Source organism: Rhizobium sp. LjRoot98 (assembly GCF_964252935.1).
Classification (GTDB): domain Bacteria; phylum Pseudomonadota; class Alphaproteobacteria; order Rhizobiales; family Rhizobiaceae; genus Pararhizobium.
On record NZ_CAXUPW020000001.1, the window covers coordinates 214,765 to 230,340 of the forward strand.

Sequence of the window (15,576 nt, forward strand, 5' to 3'; positions counted from 1 at the left end):
GGTTATGCGGCCCTGCCCTTGGCGGGCCGCAACGCCAGATATTCCCATATAGCGACAATGAAAAGAACCGCAGTCGCGGTGATCTGGATGACGTAATTGCTGCTGAACGGCACCAGCACGGCGCTTGCCGTCAGCAGAACCAGCCCGGCGATATGCGAGACCGGGATTTTCCGCGCAACCGCCATTTTCACCCAGATATTGCCCGCCAGAAACAGGATCGGGCCACCGATCATCGCCAGCGCATTTTTCAAAGAGCTATCCTCCTGCGCATGCGACAGGCTGAAATCCTCGCCGACTGCCGTCAGGATGATACCGGCAATGATCGGCAGGTGGCCGTAGGTGAACAGATTATGGGCCACGCTCTCCGGCCGCGAAGTGTTCTCCGCCTTGTCGGCCGCATCCGCCTGCCCGTGGTGGAAATAGATCCACCACATGAAACCGGTGCTCAGAAACGCGCTGCAGAACACGGCGAAGGTCGTGTTCGAGTTCATATGTTCAGCGGCGTTCTTGCCGGTCGTCAGGATCGCCTCGCCAAGGCAGATGATCACGAACAGGGCGCAACGCTCGGCCATGTGCTCGCCCGAAACATCCAGCGTTTCCGGTGGCGACTTTCCAAGCCCCGGCACGGCGTAGCGAAGTGCGGGCAACGCATAGTCGATGGCAACAGCCAGGCTCCACAAGGCGATCCGGCCTTCTAGGTCCATCATCGCGCCCGCCAGCCAGAAGACCGCCGAGGCCAGCGACCAGAGCGTGATCCGCACGAATGTGGTGAATGCGGCATCATCGACGCCGCGATAGGCGTAAAGCGTGAAGAGCGAACGGCCGGTCTGCATGGCGCAGTAGATCAGCGCAAACATCACCCCGTGCGCGCCAAAGGCTTCCGGCAGAGCAAGCGCTAAAAGCACGCCGCCGAACATCAGGCAAAACAGCATCAGCCGGACAGCCTCCCTGCCGGTGTGCAGCAAATTGGTCACCCAGGTAGTGTTGATCCAGACCCACCAGATCGCCAGCACCAGAAGCGCCGATTCAAAGGCGGCGGTCGGCCCGAAATCGGAAGCGAGCGTATGCGAGAGCTGCACGAGCGCAAAGACGAAGACGAGATCGAAGAACAGTTCTGGAAAGCTGGCGCTGGTCTGGTCCGGCTCTTCGGTGCGCAGCCAATTCGAACGTTTAAGCGGCATGAGACGCTCCGTGCTCGACGTTGACGCCGATTTTTTCACCGCTGCTTTTCACCCGACCATCCTGCGCAAGATATGTTCCCGCCTGCGGGGCATATAGAGCGCTGCCCTCTGCAGGCAACGGCGCAGTTCAAGGCGGCCCGGCAGTTGTGCCTGGGGTGAAACGCTCGCGCCTTTGACAGTCTTTTAATCCCGATGGTTTATCAGCAATGTCTTGCAACCACCGCGCATCAAGCGGTTTTGTGAAGGATAGGCTATGACGGACAAGCCCCAGCTCGATGGCAATCAGGCGCAGAATGCCGCGATCCTGCTCAAGGTCGCCCAGACCATGGCAAAGCTTGGCGTCGCGCCCTTTCCGCGCAATTACGAGCTGTTCTATGAGGCTCTGTCGGGCCACAATCCGCAGCTCAGCCGGGAATTTGCAGCCCTTGGCGCTCACCCCCAGCAAAACCAGATCGAACAGCTCGGCGTCAAATATCATCTCTCCGGGTTTGCCGCGATCGAGGCCGATACGATCCGCGCCGATACCGCCCGTTCGATCTCCGCGGTCAGCCATGCCTTGAAGGACAGCATCGCCAAGAAGGAGGTCTTTGCCGCGATGCTGCGTAGCTTCATCACCCGGCTGGAAACCGATCCCGTCGCCGGCATGTCCGATTTCGCCGACGATGCCGCGCGCCTGCGCGACGCGGTTGCGGTGTTCGAGCGGGAGGAAAAAGCTTTTGCCGCTGCCATGAACGAGACGGTGACGCAGCTTGGCGGCATCGACAGCGATATCGAAGCGATGCGCAAGGCCGCGACCCGCGATCCCATCACCGGCCTGCCCAACCGCATAGCCTTCTCGGCCAAGCTGACGGCGCTCTATGACGACGGCAAGGCTGTTGGCCCGGCAGCTTTGGCGCTTGTCACCGTTGAAGGCCTGCGCGAGATGGGCGAGCGCCATGGCGCCGCGGCCGTCGAGAAGGCACTGAAGAAGTTGGCGCCGGAATTCCGCAAGTCCGTCAAGAAGAACGATTTCGTCGCCCGCATCGGCACCGACGAGTTCGCCTTCGTCTTCCACGACGTTTCGGCCGATAACGCCGAAGCCATCGCCCAGCGCATCTGCGCCTCGGTCGAAGGCGTGCAGGTCGCCCTGCCGAACCGGGCGTTCACGACGCAGACCCTGTCGCTCTCCACCGGCATTTCCATGGCCTTTACCGCGTCGGGCGGCGTCGATCTGTTCACCCAGGCCGAGCTTGCGCTCAGAGCCGTACGCAGCGGCGGCAAGCCCGGTACATTGGTGTTCTCGGCCGCGATCGGCGGCCGGATAAAAAAAACCTACGCTCCACACGTCGCCTGATCAGTGTGCGGCGCGGCAAACCCTTGCCTTCTCGGCTGAGTTCGGCCAAAACGCCGCCATGATCACGCTCAATAACGTTTCGGCCCGCATCGTCGGACGCCTTCTCATCGACCAGGCCACGGTTGCGCTGCCGGCCGGCATCAAGGCTGGCCTCGTCGGCAAGAACGGGGCTGGCAAGTCGACCCTGTTCAAAATCATCACCGGCGACATGGAAGCCGAAACCGGCTCGGTTTCGATCCCCAAGAACGCCCGTATCGGCCAGGTGGCGCAGGAAGCCCCCGGCACCGAGGAGCCGCTGCTCGAGATCGTGCTGAAGGCCGACAAGGAGCGCGAGGCGCTGCTGGCCGAAGCGGAGACCGCGACCGATCCGCACCGCATTGCCGAAATCCATATGCGGCTTGCCGATATCCAGGCGCATTCGGCCGAATCGCGCGCCGCCAGCATCCTGGCCGGTCTCGGCTTCGATGCGGCCGCGCAGTTGCGGCCGGCCTCGTCGTTCTCCGGCGGCTGGCGCATGCGCGTCGCTCTGGCGGCCGTCTTGTTTTCCGAGCCGGACCTGCTTCTGCTCGACGAGCCGACCAACTATCTCGACCTTGAAGGCACGCTGTGGCTTGAGGATTACATCGCCAAATATCCGCACACGGTCATCATCATCAGCCATGACCGCGATTTGTTGAACACCGCGGTCAACGCGATCATCCATCTCGACCAGCAGAAGCTGACCTTCTATCGGGGCTCCTACGACCAGTTCGAGCGTCAGCGCGCCGAAGCCAACGAGTTGCAGGCCAAGGCAAAGGTAAAGAACGATGCGGCGCGAAAGCACCTGCAGTCGTTCATCGACCGCTTCAAGGCCAAAGCATCAAAGGCCCGCCAGGCGCAGTCGCGCGTCAAGGCGCTGGAGCGCATGGGGACGGTCTCGGCCGTCATCGAAGATCATGTTCAGGGCTTCAAGTTCCCTGATCCGGAAAAGGAAGCGGCCTCGCCGATCATCGCGCTGGAAAACGGCACCGTCGGTTACACGCCGGGCAAGCCGATCCTGCAGCATCTGTCGCTCCGGATCGATACGGACGACCGCATCGCGCTGCTCGGTTCGAACGGCAATGGTAAATCGACCTTCGCCAAGCTGATCTCCGGCCGTCTTCCCGCGACCGGCGGCTCGGTGCAGGTGGCACCGGGACTCAAGATCGGCTTCTTCGCCCAGCATCAGCTTGACGACCTGATCCCCGAACATGATGCAGTCGAGCATGTGCGCCAGCGCATGCCGGGTGCGACCGAGGGCAAGGTGCGCGCCCGCGTCGCCCAGATGGGGCTTGCCACTGCCAAGATGAGCACGCCTGCCAAGGATCTCTCTGGTGGCGAAAAAGCCCGCCTGCTGATGGGGCTTGCCGCGTTCGATGCGCCGAACCTTTTGATCCTCGACGAACCGACCAACCATCTGGATATCGACAGCCGCAATGCGCTGATCCAAGCGCTGAACGAATATACCGGCGCCGTCATTCTGATCTCGCACGACCGGCACCTGATCGAGGCGACGGCCGACCGGCTGTGGCTGGTGAAAGACGGCACCGTCTCCAACTATGACGGCGACCTTGAAGACTATCGCTCAACCATCGTCCAGAGTTCGCGCGGCAAGGGCAACAAGGACAAGGGCGCAGCCGTCGAAGACAACCGGTCCAAAGCCGAGCAACGCAAGGCCGCAGCCGACAAGCGGGCGGCATTTGCCCCCTTGAAGAAAAAGATCAACGATATTGAATCCTTGACGGCAAAGCTGGAGAAACAGATTCAGGTTCTCGACAAGGAGCTTGAAGACCAGGACCTCTACGAGAAATTTCCAGCCAAGGCAGCGGCCAAGGTCAAGGAACGCGCAGAGGTCGTCAGCAAACTGTCCAAGGCCGAAGAGCACTGGATGGAACTGTCGACCGAGTATGAAGAGGCGATGGCGAGCTGATCGACGGCCCCATCGGGGCGTGGACTTGCTATCAGGATCGGCGCTGCCTGCAACAGAGGCGCGACGCGCCTCAGGCCGCGAAGGTGTATTTTCAACGCGAATTACCACAAACACCACTTTGCGGCAATTCAAGCGGATCCCCTCATATTTATCGAACTGGCTAGCGGGCATCCGCCCGACTCGGTATATCTAGGCAATGTGCTTAGGGGGAAGATGACATGACAACGCCAAATAGACGCCACCGGTCAACTTCCCGGCTTCGTACACGCTCTGCCATCGGGCTGGGGCTGGCGGCTCTGTTGACACAAGTCTCTGCCGCTTATGCGGATGAAGGGGGCATCAGCGTCTATCTGCCAGGTTTCTATGGCAGCTTTGCTTCCGCGCCGACGGAACCGGGTTGGTCACTTGCAACCGTCTACTTCCACACGAGCGTCGATGCCGGGGCAGACGCGGCTTTCCCCCGCGGTGGCGGAGGTCAGGTCGACGTCGGCCTTGAGGGACGGAGCGATGCGGTGTTTTTCGTTCCGACCTACACCTTCGCGGAGCCTGTTCTGGATGGTGCGCAGGCCTCGGTCGGGATGCTGTTGCCCGTGCTGCGCAGCCGGGCACAAGTCGATGCGACGCTGACCGGCCCTCTCGGCGGGACTATTTCCGGAAGCCGCAGCGACACATTGACCGCATTTGGAGACATTGCGCCGTTCGGAACGCTGAAATGGAACGACGGCGTCAACAACTACATGGTCTACACGACTGTGAGCCTGCCAGTCGGGTCCTATGATGCCGATCGCATCGTCAATGCCGGGTTCGGGCATGCTGCCATCGATTCAGGCGTGGGCTATACCTATTTCAATCCCGCGTCCGGCAATGAATTCTCGATCACAGGCGGCCTGACCTACAATTTCGAAAATCCCGACACGGACTATAAAAACGGGATCGATGGCCATATCGACTGGGCTGCCTCGCACTTCCTCAATGAACAGCTCCATGTGGGGGTCGTCGGCTATGCCTTTCAGCAATTGAGTGGCGATAGCGGCGAAGGCGCTTCTCTCGGCGACTTCAAGTCGCGTGTGTTCGGCATTGGGCCACAGGTCGGATACAAATTCGCCGTCAGCGACGAGACGGCAGGCTATGTCAATCTGAAAGGCTTTTACGAGTTCGGGGCGAAGAACCGTCCAGAGGGTTGGAATACCTGGCTCACCTTGAGCTTTTCGCCCGCCAGCAAGCCCAAGGCGAATTAGCGTCCGCTGGATCAACCCGGCAATGCCCGATGATGGCGGCTTGCGGCGCGTTCCGGCTGGGTGATCGCAAAAGTCAGCCGGGCAATTTCACTGCGCAGCCGGCTTTGCGGCTGCATGCATTCCACGCCCAGGTTCTGAGGGGAACCAGTCCCGTCTCCTACCCGTGCGCGCATCTTGGCATTCACGCTGCCAACGGCCGTTTCCTGCCCGGGATGGTCATGGCCATGACGCCGGCGATCACGCAGGCAAGCCCCACCAAGGCTGTGCTGCTGATGCTCTCCCCCAGATAGATGACGCCGATCGCGACCCCGATGGGCACGCGCAGATAGGCCTGTGCGGTCGTGCCGACGGAACCAAGCGTGTGCACCAGCCGGAAATAGATGACAAAGGCCAGCGCCGTCGAAAACACCGAGAGGCACAGAAGCGCGAGAATGGAGGCTACGGAAGGCGCCAGCGTCCATGGCCGGTCGATGACAAAACTGAGCGGCATCAGGATGAAAGCACCGCAGATCAGCGATCCCGCCGCAGGCATCATCGGATCGAGAGCCTTGAAGCCGCGGCCGAAGATGGCGGCACCGGCATAGCAGATCGTCGCGGCGACGATCGCAAGCTGGGCCGGTATTTGTTCACCCGCCCCGTTCAACGCCCCGAGGCCAACGACCAGGGTAATTCCCGCGATACCCGCGACAACGCCAAAAAGCTTGCGTCCCGTCACCGGTTCGTGACGCGTCAACAGCGCCGTCAGCAGAAAGGCGAAGATCGGTGTGGTCGAATTGAGGATCGCCGCCAGACCGGCATCGACGGTTTTTTCCGCCCAGGCAATCAGGGTGAAGGGAATCGCGCTGTTCAGGCACGCCTGAAACAGGAACCGGCCCCATGTCGCCCTGTCCTTTGGCAGAGAGAGCCCCCGAAAATGCAGAACCACCAGCAGCAACAAGCCGGCGATCAGCGTGCGGGTGGCAATCAGCGTGATCGGGGGAATGGTCTCCACACCGATCTTGATGAAAGTGTAGGAAGCACCCCAGAGCGTTGCGAGCCCCAACAGCAGCGCCAGCTCTTTCCTCAGGTTTATCGTGTCCGCAGTCATGATCGTCTCGCCTCAGAGGAATTGTCAAATTCCATCCTGTTATAGCGACCGTAACGCCGGAATGCTTCGATGAACACCGAAGTGTAAAAGCTCGTTTGCGGGAACTCAATTAGCCACAGGCAAAGCCATCTTGTTTACCGGGCGAATTTTCGCGCACCGGCGACGCACAGAATGACCGCGACGGTGACCGCCAGCATCATGGAACTCACCGGCTCATGCAAAAGGGTTGCCGCCAGCGCCAGACCAAAGAACGGCTGCAGCAATTGCAACTGACCGACCGCAGCGATGCCGCCTTGTACAAGGCCACGATACCAGAAGATGAAACCAATCAGCATGCTGAACAGCGACACATAGGCAAGGCTGAGCCAGGTGGGCAATGCGACATCAGAGAATGTCGGTGGCATAAAGGCAATCGACAGGGCGATCATCACCGGCAGCGACAGGACGAGCGCCCAGGAGATCACCTGCCAGCCGCCGAGCGTCCGCGACAGTCTCGCCCCTTCGGCATACCCGAGCCCGCAGACGATGATGGCGGCAAGCATCAGTCCATCGCCTACGGGTGACGACGCGCCGCCCTGCAGCAGAGCAAAACCGGCCACCACTGCACTGCCGAGTACGGAGAATATCCAGAAGGCCGGCTTCGGTCGCTCGCCACCGCGCAGAACGCCGAAGATCGCCGTCGCCAATGGCAGCAGGCCGACGAAGACGATGGAATGCGCCGAGGTGACATACTGCAGCGCCAGTGCCGTCAGCAGCGGAAAGCCGGCGACCACGCCGAGGGCAACCACTATCAGCGAGATGATATCGTTTCGCGACGGCCGCTTCTGCCGGAAGACGACAAGCAGGCAGAGAGCCAGAACACCGGCAATCGCCGCGCGCGCCACCGTCAGGAATACCGGATCCAACTGCATCACCGCCACGCGGGTCGCGGGCAGCGAGCCACTGAAGATCACCACGCCGATCAATCCATTGATCCACCCGCTCGCCACCCGGTCCATCCGACACTCCTTCGTTTTCCCCTTATCGGCGGCGGTGGCTGGCAAAGCCAGCGACACTCCTATACAGTTTGGCAAAACTGTTATGGTATCGGATCACATACAGATGGCTGACGAAACGAAGAGCGGCACCCGGATAGCCATGGTCATCGCCACGATCAGGCAACGTATCGCGGGCCGCAGCCTGACATCAGGCGACAAGCTGCCGTCGATCCGTGCGTTTGCACGGACGTTGCAGGTCTCCACCTCCACCGTGGTCGAGGCCTATGACCGGCTCGCTGCTGAAGGAGTGATCCAGCCGCGTCCCGGCTCCGGGTATTATGTGGCAAGCCAGGCCGCCCCGTTTGCCGTGTCCGAAGCCGGGCCGAAGCTGGACCGGGCGGTCGATCCCTTCTGGGTGTCGCGCCAGTCGCTCGATGCAGCCAGCGATGATCTCAAGCCGGGATGCGGTTGGTTGCCGCCCTCCTGGCTGCCGGACGACGGCATGCGCCGCGCCTTGCGAACCCTGTCGCGCGCCGACGGCCCCTCGCTCGCCGACTATGGCACGCCGCTTGGCCTGCCACCGTTGCGCCAACTGATTGCGCGCCGAATGGGCGATCACGGCATCGACGCCTCGCCGGGCCAGATCATGCTGACGGAATCGGGAACCCAGGCGCTGGATCTCCTGTGCCGGTTTCTGCTCGAGCCGGGTGATACCGTCTTGATTGACGATCCCTGCTATTTCAATTTTCATGCGCTGCTGCGTGCCCATCGCGCCCGCATCGTCAGCGTTGCCTACACGCCCACAGGCCCGGATATCGAGCAATTCGCGAGGGTGCTGCAGGAGCACAAGCCGCGGCTCTACATCACCAATTCCGCCATTCACAACCCGACCGGGGCGACGCTGTCGCCGGTGACGGCGCACCGGGTGCTCAAACTCGCCGAACAGGCAGGGTTGACCATCATCGAGGACGATATCTTCGCCGATTTCGAGCATGTGGCCGCCCCAAGGCTGGCTGCCTTCGACGGGCTTGAACGCGTCATCCATATCGGCAGCTTTTCCAAGACGCTGTCGGCATCGGCGCGCTGCGGCTTCATCGCCACCCGCCCGGACTGGATCGAAGGACTGATCGACCTGAAGATCGCCACCACATTCGGCGGTGGCCCCCTGACCGCCGAACTGGTGCTGAATGTGCTGCGCGACGGCAGCTACCGGAAACACATGGAGGGGCTGCGCCTGCGCCTTTCCCGCGCCATGGCTGACGTCTGCGCCCGGTTGAAGAACCTTGGGCTCGTCCCGTGGATCGAGCCGCAGGCCGGGATGTTTCTATGGTGCCAGTTGCCGGATGGCCTTGATGCGGCAGAGATCGCCCGCGAAGCGCTGGCCGGCAACATCGTCCTTGCCCCCGGCAACGTCTTCAGCCTGTCGCAGTCGGCCACCAGCTTTCTGCGGTTCAATGTCTCCCAGTGCCAGGACGGCCGCATTTTTGAGGTCCTGCGAAAGGCAATCGCGCGGCAGCGCTAACCGGCCACCCGCAAATCTCAGGCGTCCTGCGATTGTGCGGCGGGCAGCTCCTCCTCGTCCGCGGCGGTTTTCTCTGTGCCGAAAATTTGGCGCGGAAAAAGCGGAACAATCAGCACCGGCAACAGCACCAGAAGATAGAAGAATGCCAACGGGCCGAAATGCTCCGCCATCAGTCCGGCGAGCACCGGTCCGGCGATGATTGCAAGCGACAGAACGAAAAACACCGTTCCCGCTCCCACCGACGGCCGGTCCCGGAAGAGCGATATGCCCCAGACGAGGAACCCGTTTCCCGGGGCGATGGACGAGACGCCGAACAGAATGGCTGACGTGAACACGGCAGCCGGATTGCCTGGCGCCACGGTAAGCAGCAAGTAGGATAGGCCGCAGACAGGCATGCTGATCGCAAGCAAGCCCCGGACACCAAACCGCCGCACCGCCTCCCCCGTGAACATCGCCGGCAGTCCGGCGACACCGAGCAGAACCCAGAAGAGCCGGTCGGCCGGGAAGGACATGCCGCCGGTCGAGACGATGAGGTCGACGGCGAAGGTCAGATAGGTGCTCAGAAGCAATCCATAGACAAAAAGCGACAGATAGAGCGGCAGACATATGGCGCGCAAAAATAGCCCCGGACGGAGAGGCAACCTTGCCTGCCCCCCTTCTCGGTGCAGCCGGTCCTCGGGAAGAAGCCAAGCCTGCCACAGCGTCACGGCGAGGCCAATGACGCCCATGGCGATCCAGACCTGCTGCCAGGACGATTGCAGCCAGTAGGCCGCCAATCCGGTGACAATCAGGCCGGGTGCCGCGCCAGCGTTGACCGCCGCAATGGCCCGCGTCTTCCATCGCGCCGACAGCCAGGCTTCGATTGCCTCGAACATCGCAGGCGACAGGATGCCAGCACCGATCCCGGCAAGGACGATGCCACCAGCCGCGACTTCAAAGCGTGTCGCAAGACCGGTTAGCAGCAGGCCGCAGGTGGTGATCAGGCCCGCCGCGACAATCACGGTCCGCGGCCGGAAATAGATGGCGCTCGCCGAAGCAATGACGGTTGCCAGAAGATAGACGGCGGTATTGAGGCTTGCGATCAGGGCAAGATCGACAGTGCCAACATCGAAGTCCGTGCGAATGGACGGCAGGAAGAGGCCATAGGCATATCGCCCCATGCCATAGGTAACGCTGACCATGGCCACACAGCCGGCGATGAAGGGGAATGAAAATCCGTCCGGTGCGCGCTGCATGCCCTGTCTTTCAAATCCATTTTGCCGTGATGGCTTGCAGTGGGATATTCAGCATTGTTTCGCTTCGTGAAAGCGCATAATTCTATCCGTAACTGTTAGTTTTATTTGAAGCTCCGCTCATGGTTCGACACATTCCCGGAACGCGCTCGCTGCAGGTGCTCGAACTGGCCGGGCGGCATCTCAACTTCACCCGTGCCAGCGAGGAATTAAAGCTCACGCCCGCGGCCGTCAGCCACCAAATCAAGGAACTCGAGGCGCAGCTTGGCGTGACGCTGTTCGTCCGCAAGGGACGGTCGCTGGAACTTACCCGGGCCGGAGAAATCCTCTGCGAAGCCGCCTCCGACGCGCTGGCAAGCCTTAGAAGTGCTGCCAGCCAGGCCCGGAAAAGCCAGGAGCAGCACAAATTCCGCCTCAACGTCACAGCACCGACCTCGATTGCGGCGAAGTGGCTGGTGCCGCGGCTGGATCGGTTCGCAGCGAAGGAACCCAACGCCGAAGTCCGCCTCAACGTCACCTGCGACGTGCAGGATTTCGACCGGGACGAGGTCGATGTGGCGATACGCTTCGGACCCGGCGTCTATCCCGGCCTGCAGGCCGGCCGGCTGTTCGAGCACGTCATCTTTCCGGTCTGCAGTCCCGCACTGCTGCAGCGCGGCGCGGCCGTCTCAACGCCTGAGGATATTCTCCGCTATCCGTTGATCCACCAGTCCTGGAGCGGACAGGGCGTCGTCTGGCCAGACTGGGGCATGTGGATGCTGGCGGCAGGCGTCGATGGTTTCGATCCGCAACCGGGTTTGCTCTACAAGGATACCCATCTTGCCCTTCAGGCGGCGATCGACGGCCGGGGCATAGCGCTTGGCGACGAGGCGCTGGTGGCGGACGATCTTGCTGCGGGCCGGCTGGTGCGTCCGTTCGCCTTGTCGATTGCAGGACCGCCCGGCTTTGCCTATTTCGTCCTCTCGCCTCTGAAAGCGAGCCCGCTGGCCGCAAGCTTTCGAAGTTGGCTGCATGTGGAGGCGGGCCGCACCGCCTGAACCGGCATCCACAAGCAAACACTAAAATTTTACCAAAACCTTTAAGTCACCGTTCAAATGGAGGCTTTAACTTTCCGTTCCATGAAACACGAATCGCAAAATGCCTTCCGGTTCCGGCGCGTCAAATGGGGCGATCCCAGGCACGCGATGAATGCGCTGCGCAACAAGGAGCCGGTTTTCATCGAGGAGGAACCGGCGTCAAACCGCCTGTTCTGGACCCTCGTCGTGCTTCTGGTGATTGCGGTGTTCGTCAGCATCGTCATCTTCGGCAGCCATCGCAACCTGCCGTTTTGGAACTGACGCGCCCTATCCCAACTCGAAAGTGGTAATTCCGTAGATCTGACCGAGCGGCAGGTCCGGCGCAGGGCCGCGATACATCCGCGCCGTTTCGAAGACCGGCTTTAGATTGTAGCGATCACACAGCGCGCGGGCGGCCGCGTTCGGCTCGGGAATATCCAGATAAACCTGGCCACCGCCGACACTGGTCACCAGCTTGCGGAAAATCAGATCGGCGTTCGTTTCGCTGTCGGCAAACAGCGGACCGATCTTGTGACCCTCGCGGCAGGCGCGAATCGTCCCGTAACCAACGACTTCGGAATTGCGCAGGAGAGCAAAGCTTTCGCGCGTATCCATGGCTTTCAGCCATTCGCGCAGGAACGCATCTCTGCGCACCGGATTGAACCGCGCGTCATAATCGGCCAGCATCGGCACAAGGACGGGCGAGACAGAAACCAGTTCCGTGCCGGGCGGCTCGGTGCAGACAACCTCGCCGCCGTAGCGGAAATTGGCATGAGCATAGGCAAACCCGGACTTGCGGTAATTGTCCTGCTGGGCCACCACCCCATCCAGCCCCACCGTTCGGCTGCCTGCCTCCGAAAGCGCCCTTTGCCATAGCGCCAGACCGATCCCCTGCCCGCGATAATCGGGATGGGCCATGTAAAAACCCAGAAAGGCATAGGTTTCGTCGTAGCGCACCAGCGACAGTGCCGCAGCCATGGTGCCATCCTCTTCGGCAATCCAGTAGCCGTCCGGATCCGCCGCCCAAAACGCCGGCGCATCGTCGAAACCGGGGTTCCAGCCCTCCGTCGCAGCCCAGTCTATCAGGATATCGAGATCGGCGCGGCTGGCTTTTCGAATGATCGGGGACATGGCGACTCCTGTTTCAAAATGCAGACTACCCAAATAGCGCAGCTTGGCTATTGTCCACCACCGGCAAAGACGATTGTCTGCAAGTCATCGTTTACAGACTGCGACAGCCGCTTGCCCGGAACCGTCTTTCTGCTACAAAGCCCACCATAAAAGTCATACAAATCGAGCGACACATCATGAGCCCCATTCATATCTCGATCGTTGGCGTCGGCAAGATCGTCCGCGACCAACACCTTCCCTCCATCGCCAAGAATGCCGACTACAAGCTGATCGCCGCCGCCAGCCGCCATGGCGTCGTCGATGGCATCGACAATTTCAAGTCGATCGAGGCGATGCTCGACGCGGTTCCGGCCATCGATGCCGTCTCGCTCTGCATGCCGCCGCAGTTTCGGTATGCCGCCGCCCGTACGGCACTCGAAGCAGGAAAGCACGTCTTCCTCGAAAAGCCGCCAGGTGCGACCCTGAGCGAAGTCGCCGACCTTCAAGCGCTTGCGGATTCGAAAGGCCTGTCGCTGTTTGCCAGCTGGCACTCGCGTTATGCGCCCGCTGTCGAGGCAGCCAAGGCCTTCCTGGCTTCAACGAAGATCAACGATGTCAAGGTGATCTGGAAGGAAGACGTGCGCCACTGGCATCCGAACCAGGACTGGATCTGGGCCGCCGGCGGTCTCGGCGTCTTCGACCCGGGCATCAACGCCCTGTCGATCGTCACCCATATCCTGCCGAACCCGCTGTTCATCACCTCGGCAACGCTGGAATTCCCGGAAAACCGCGATGCGCCGATCGCTGCCTCGATCGTCTTCAGCGACGCCAACAACCTGCCGGTCTCGGCAGAATTCGACTGGCGCCAGACCGGCCATCAGAGCTGGGACATCGTCGCCGAAACCGATGCCGGCATGATGGTTCTCTCCGAAGGCGGCGCAAAACTGTCGATCGACGGCAAGCTGGTGCATGACGAACCGGAGCAGGAATACCCAGCGCTTTACGCCCGCTTCGCCGAAATCATCAAGGCGAAGACGTCGGACGTCGATCTCTCCCCGCTCCGCCACGTCGCCGACGCCTTCATGCTCGGACGGCGCAAATTCGTCGACGCGTTTTTCGATTGAGTCTTCAGTCTGCCTCCAACATCAAAGGGGCCGTGAAGCGATCCGCGGCCTCTAACTGAATGTGGAACCAACGCATATTTTGAGATCGAACCGCTTGCAGCACAAACATTCAGCTGCCGCCGGATGCCCATTTTGCAACAACGGCACGATGTCCGCTTTCGGCCCTGAGCGGACACCGGGGAGTTCGGCATCGCAATTGCAGAGTTAGGCCGCAATGCCCCGCGGCCTAACTTGTTGTTGATGGTATGTTCAGCAATCCTCGCCTATAGCTCAGACGGTTAGGGTTTCCCCGTCGGCTGGGATGAGCAGGCTTCCCGCGAAACCGCGTCTGTCGGCAAAATCTTTCAGATCAGCACGGCTGAGGATGCAATGGTTGATCGCCTCCATGTGCGTCGCGACGATCTTGGCTGCCGGGGCGGCCTTATGGACGGCCAAGACGTCTTCGCGTCCCATTATGATCGGGTCCAACCCGAGCACGACGGCGTTGCCCGTGTTGAGGATGATCACATCTGGCTTGTGCTGGGCCATACTGCTTGCGACGAAGCTGTTCCAAACGGTATCGCCTGCGAGATAGATCGTCTTCTGATCTGGATGGCTGAACACGACGCCGCAGACCTTTCCGAGGACCTCACCTGCAACAGCAAGTGTTGCATCCGAGCCGTGCTGACCTTCAGTCTTTGTCAGTTTCACGCCCTTGAACTCCGACGTGCCCGAAAGCACACGGACATCGCTGAAACCATCCTTCCTGATCAGCGCGGCATCCGTATCGTTCTGGGCGTAGATGGGCAGAGACTTTGGCAGTTTCGATTTCGCCGCTTCGTCCCAGTGATCGGGATGTAGATGGGTGACGATGGCTGCGTCGACATCGATGATCCTGTCTATGGGCATCGGCAGTTCGACGAGCGGGTTGCGAAGCTGGCTATGGGCCGTTCCAGGAAAACCCGGAAACGCGCCCTTGTCGGATAACATCGGGTCGACGAGGAACCGTGCTCCACCGTATTCGACGAGAAGGGTCGCGTTGCGGACCTGGGTGATTTTCGCGTTGCCGCCTTTGGTCGCGGTCTCGGCCAGGGAGAGAGAGGGCGATATCAACGACGAGGCAAGGGCCGCGCCGCCGATCATCAGCGTATGTCGTCGTGTTACGGAGTTCGTTTTGATATTCATGACAGGCTCTTTCGATCAGTTTTTGCTCTGCGAGGCGAGTTCGGCGGCAGACAGCACCTGGCCATAGGCGAACGCGAGTGCCGACATGTAGGCTGCGTGGACCTTGGCGGCGGAAACGACTTCACCTCTGAACTCGACATCGCGTGTGGCGCAGGCATCTTCGACAATGGTAGTACGGTAGCCGAGATCGACTGAGGCCCGTGCGGTTGCGTCGATGCACATATGGCTCATCGCGCCGACCAGAACGACATCCTCTACTGCCGAGGCATTGAGGACGCCGGCAAGGTTCGTTTCGCGAAACGCATTGGGGTAATTTTTTGTAATCACCGTCTCGCCTTCAGCCGGGGCGATCGCCGGAATAAACTCCGTGCCCTCGGTTCCGATAGCGAAGAACGGTGCTTCTGCGGGGCTCTCATGCCGGACATGGATGACGATGTCACCCTTGTTCCGGGCAGCCTCTACAACCTGCGTCGCCTTTGATACTGCCGCATCGATCCCCACCAGCGGAAACCGGCCCGAACCCAGATAATCCTTTTGGAGGTCGATGATGACCACTGCGCGTTTGCCCATCAGGCATCTCCTTTTCTGAAGTGATGAGCTAGAAT

14 protein-coding genes are annotated in these 15,576 nt (G+C 61.0%); 7 read left to right on the top strand and 7 right to left on the bottom strand.

Going from position 1 to position 15,576, the window contains the following annotated elements; all coding sequences use genetic code 11:
* Window positions 1–2: 2 nt before the first annotated feature.
* On the bottom strand, window positions 3–1,181 hold the full coding sequence (locus tag ACSQ3J_RS01060) for a low temperature requirement protein A (protein WP_060503512.1): 1,179 nt from the start codon (window positions 1,179–1,181) through the stop codon (window positions 3–5).
* 253 nt (window positions 1,182–1,434) lie between these two features.
* Between ACSQ3J_RS01060 and ACSQ3J_RS01065 the strand changes: the two genes are divergently transcribed.
* The 3 genes from ACSQ3J_RS01065 to ACSQ3J_RS01075 all read left to right on the top strand — a co-directional run bounded on the left by ACSQ3J_RS01065 (window position 1,435) and on the right by ACSQ3J_RS01075 (window position 5,700).
* Window positions 1,435–2,514 (top strand): GGDEF domain-containing protein, encoded by a 1,080-nt coding sequence (locus ACSQ3J_RS01065; protein WP_060503513.1) that lies wholly within the window; start codon window positions 1,435–1,437, stop codon window positions 2,512–2,514.
* 58 nt (window positions 2,515–2,572) lie between these two features.
* The gene (locus tag ACSQ3J_RS01070) at window positions 2,573–4,462 is read left to right on the top strand and encodes an ABC-F family ATP-binding cassette domain-containing protein (protein ID WP_060503514.1); all 1,890 of its coding nucleotides are present in this window, start codon (window positions 2,573–2,575) and stop codon (window positions 4,460–4,462) included.
* Window positions 4,463–4,680: 218 nt separating this feature from the next.
* Entirely contained in the window at window positions 4,681–5,700 is a 1,020-nt protein-coding gene (locus ACSQ3J_RS01075; RefSeq protein WP_060503515.1) for a SphA family protein, read from the top strand.
* 181 nt (window positions 5,701–5,881) lie between these two features.
* On the opposite strand, the gene ACSQ3J_RS01080 is transcribed toward ACSQ3J_RS01075, so the two are convergent.
* A complete protein-coding gene (locus ACSQ3J_RS01080) occupies window positions 5,882–6,787 on the bottom strand; it encodes a DMT family transporter (protein ID WP_060503516.1) in 906 nt (301 codons plus the stop codon).
* Window positions 6,788–6,921: 134 nt separating this feature from the next.
* The gene (locus tag ACSQ3J_RS01085) at window positions 6,922–7,785 is read right to left on the bottom strand and encodes a DMT family transporter (RefSeq protein ID WP_060503517.1); all 864 of its coding nucleotides are present in this window, start codon (window positions 7,783–7,785) and stop codon (window positions 6,922–6,924) included.
* 82 nt (window positions 7,786–7,867) lie between these two features.
* On the opposite strand from ACSQ3J_RS01085, the gene ACSQ3J_RS01090 reads away from it, so the two are divergent.
* Window positions 7,868–9,286, top strand: coding sequence for a PLP-dependent aminotransferase family protein (locus ACSQ3J_RS01090; RefSeq protein ID WP_060503518.1), 1,419 nt, complete (start codon window positions 7,868–7,870; stop codon window positions 9,284–9,286).
* Between the two features lie 17 nt (window positions 9,287–9,303).
* On the opposite strand, the gene ACSQ3J_RS01095 is transcribed toward ACSQ3J_RS01090, so the two are convergent.
* A complete protein-coding gene (locus tag ACSQ3J_RS01095; protein ID WP_436038523.1) occupies window positions 9,304–10,521 on the bottom strand; it encodes an MFS transporter in 1,218 nt (405 codons plus the stop codon).
* Window positions 10,522–10,640: 119 nt separating this feature from the next.
* Here ACSQ3J_RS01095 and gcvA point away from each other — a divergent pair, with 119 nt between their 5' ends.
* Together gcvA and ACSQ3J_RS01105 are read left to right on the top strand one after the other, a co-directional pair.
* A complete protein-coding gene (gene gcvA / locus ACSQ3J_RS01100) occupies window positions 10,641–11,555 on the top strand; it encodes a transcriptional regulator GcvA (protein WP_060503520.1) in 915 nt (304 codons plus the stop codon).
* An 81-nt stretch (window positions 11,556–11,636) separates the two neighbouring features.
* Complete coding sequence (locus tag ACSQ3J_RS01105) at window positions 11,637–11,855, top strand: hypothetical protein (RefSeq protein ID WP_060503521.1); 219 nt, start codon at window positions 11,637–11,639, stop codon at window positions 11,853–11,855.
* A 6-nt stretch (window positions 11,856–11,861) separates the two neighbouring features.
* Here ACSQ3J_RS01105 and ACSQ3J_RS01110 read toward each other — a convergent pair whose 3' ends face one another.
* Window positions 11,862–12,704 carry a GNAT family N-acetyltransferase gene (locus tag ACSQ3J_RS01110; protein ID WP_060503522.1) on the bottom strand — a complete coding sequence of 281 codons (843 nt, stop codon included), beginning with the start codon at window positions 12,702–12,704 and terminating at the stop codon, window positions 11,862–11,864.
* Window positions 12,705–12,880: 176 nt separating this feature from the next.
* Here ACSQ3J_RS01110 and ACSQ3J_RS01115 point away from each other — a divergent pair, with 176 nt between their 5' ends.
* A complete protein-coding gene (locus ACSQ3J_RS01115) occupies window positions 12,881–13,807 on the top strand; it encodes a Gfo/Idh/MocA family protein (RefSeq protein ID WP_060503523.1) in 927 nt (308 codons plus the stop codon).
* A gap of 270 nt (window positions 13,808–14,077) precedes the next feature.
* Here the strand turns inward: ACSQ3J_RS01115 and ACSQ3J_RS01120 are convergent, their stop codons facing one another.
* Window positions 14,078–14,971 carry an MBL fold metallo-hydrolase gene (locus tag ACSQ3J_RS01120; protein WP_082512058.1) on the bottom strand — a complete coding sequence of 298 codons (894 nt, stop codon included), beginning with the start codon at window positions 14,969–14,971 and terminating at the stop codon, window positions 14,078–14,080.
* Window positions 14,972–14,986: 15 nt separating this feature from the next.
* Complete coding sequence (locus ACSQ3J_RS01125) at window positions 14,987–15,541, bottom strand: cysteine hydrolase family protein (protein WP_060503524.1); 555 nt, start codon at window positions 15,539–15,541, stop codon at window positions 14,987–14,989.
* Between the last annotated feature and the right edge of the window lie 35 nt (window positions 15,542–15,576).

Coding starts and splice junctions, on each gene's coding strand:
- gcvA (WP_060503520.1), top strand. CDS start 10,641: ATGGTTCGACACATTCCCGGAACGCGCTCGCTGCAGGTGCTCGAACTG.
- ACSQ3J_RS01065 (WP_060503513.1), top strand. CDS start 1,435: ATGACGGACAAGCCCCAGCTCGATGGCAATCAGGCGCAGAATGCCGCG.
- ACSQ3J_RS01105 (WP_060503521.1), top strand. CDS start 11,637: ATGAAACACGAATCGCAAAATGCCTTCCGGTTCCGGCGCGTCAAATGG.
- ACSQ3J_RS01090 (WP_060503518.1), top strand. CDS start 7,868: ATGGTATCGGATCACATACAGATGGCTGACGAAACGAAGAGCGGCACC.
- ACSQ3J_RS01095 (WP_436038523.1), bottom strand. CDS start 10,521: ATGCAGCGCGCACCGGACGGATTTTCATTCCCCTTCATCGCCGGCTGT.
- ACSQ3J_RS01080 (WP_060503516.1), bottom strand. CDS start 6,787: ATGACTGCGGACACGATAAACCTGAGGAAAGAGCTGGCGCTGCTGTTG.
- ACSQ3J_RS01115 (WP_060503523.1), top strand. CDS start 12,881: ATGAGCCCCATTCATATCTCGATCGTTGGCGTCGGCAAGATCGTCCGC.
- ACSQ3J_RS01070 (WP_060503514.1), top strand. CDS start 2,573: ATGATCACGCTCAATAACGTTTCGGCCCGCATCGTCGGACGCCTTCTC.
- ACSQ3J_RS01110 (WP_060503522.1), bottom strand. CDS start 12,704: ATGTCCCCGATCATTCGAAAAGCCAGCCGCGCCGATCTCGATATCCTG.
- ACSQ3J_RS01125 (WP_060503524.1), bottom strand. CDS start 15,541: ATGGGCAAACGCGCAGTGGTCATCATCGACCTCCAAAAGGATTATCTG.
- ACSQ3J_RS01075 (WP_060503515.1), top strand. CDS start 4,681: ATGACAACGCCAAATAGACGCCACCGGTCAACTTCCCGGCTTCGTACA.
- ACSQ3J_RS01120 (WP_082512058.1), bottom strand. CDS start 14,971: ATGAATATCAAAACGAACTCCGTAACACGACGACATACGCTGATGATC.
- ACSQ3J_RS01085 (WP_060503517.1), bottom strand. CDS start 7,785: ATGGACCGGGTGGCGAGCGGGTGGATCAATGGATTGATCGGCGTGGTG.
- ACSQ3J_RS01060 (WP_060503512.1), bottom strand. CDS start 1,181: ATGCCGCTTAAACGTTCGAATTGGCTGCGCACCGAAGAGCCGGACCAG.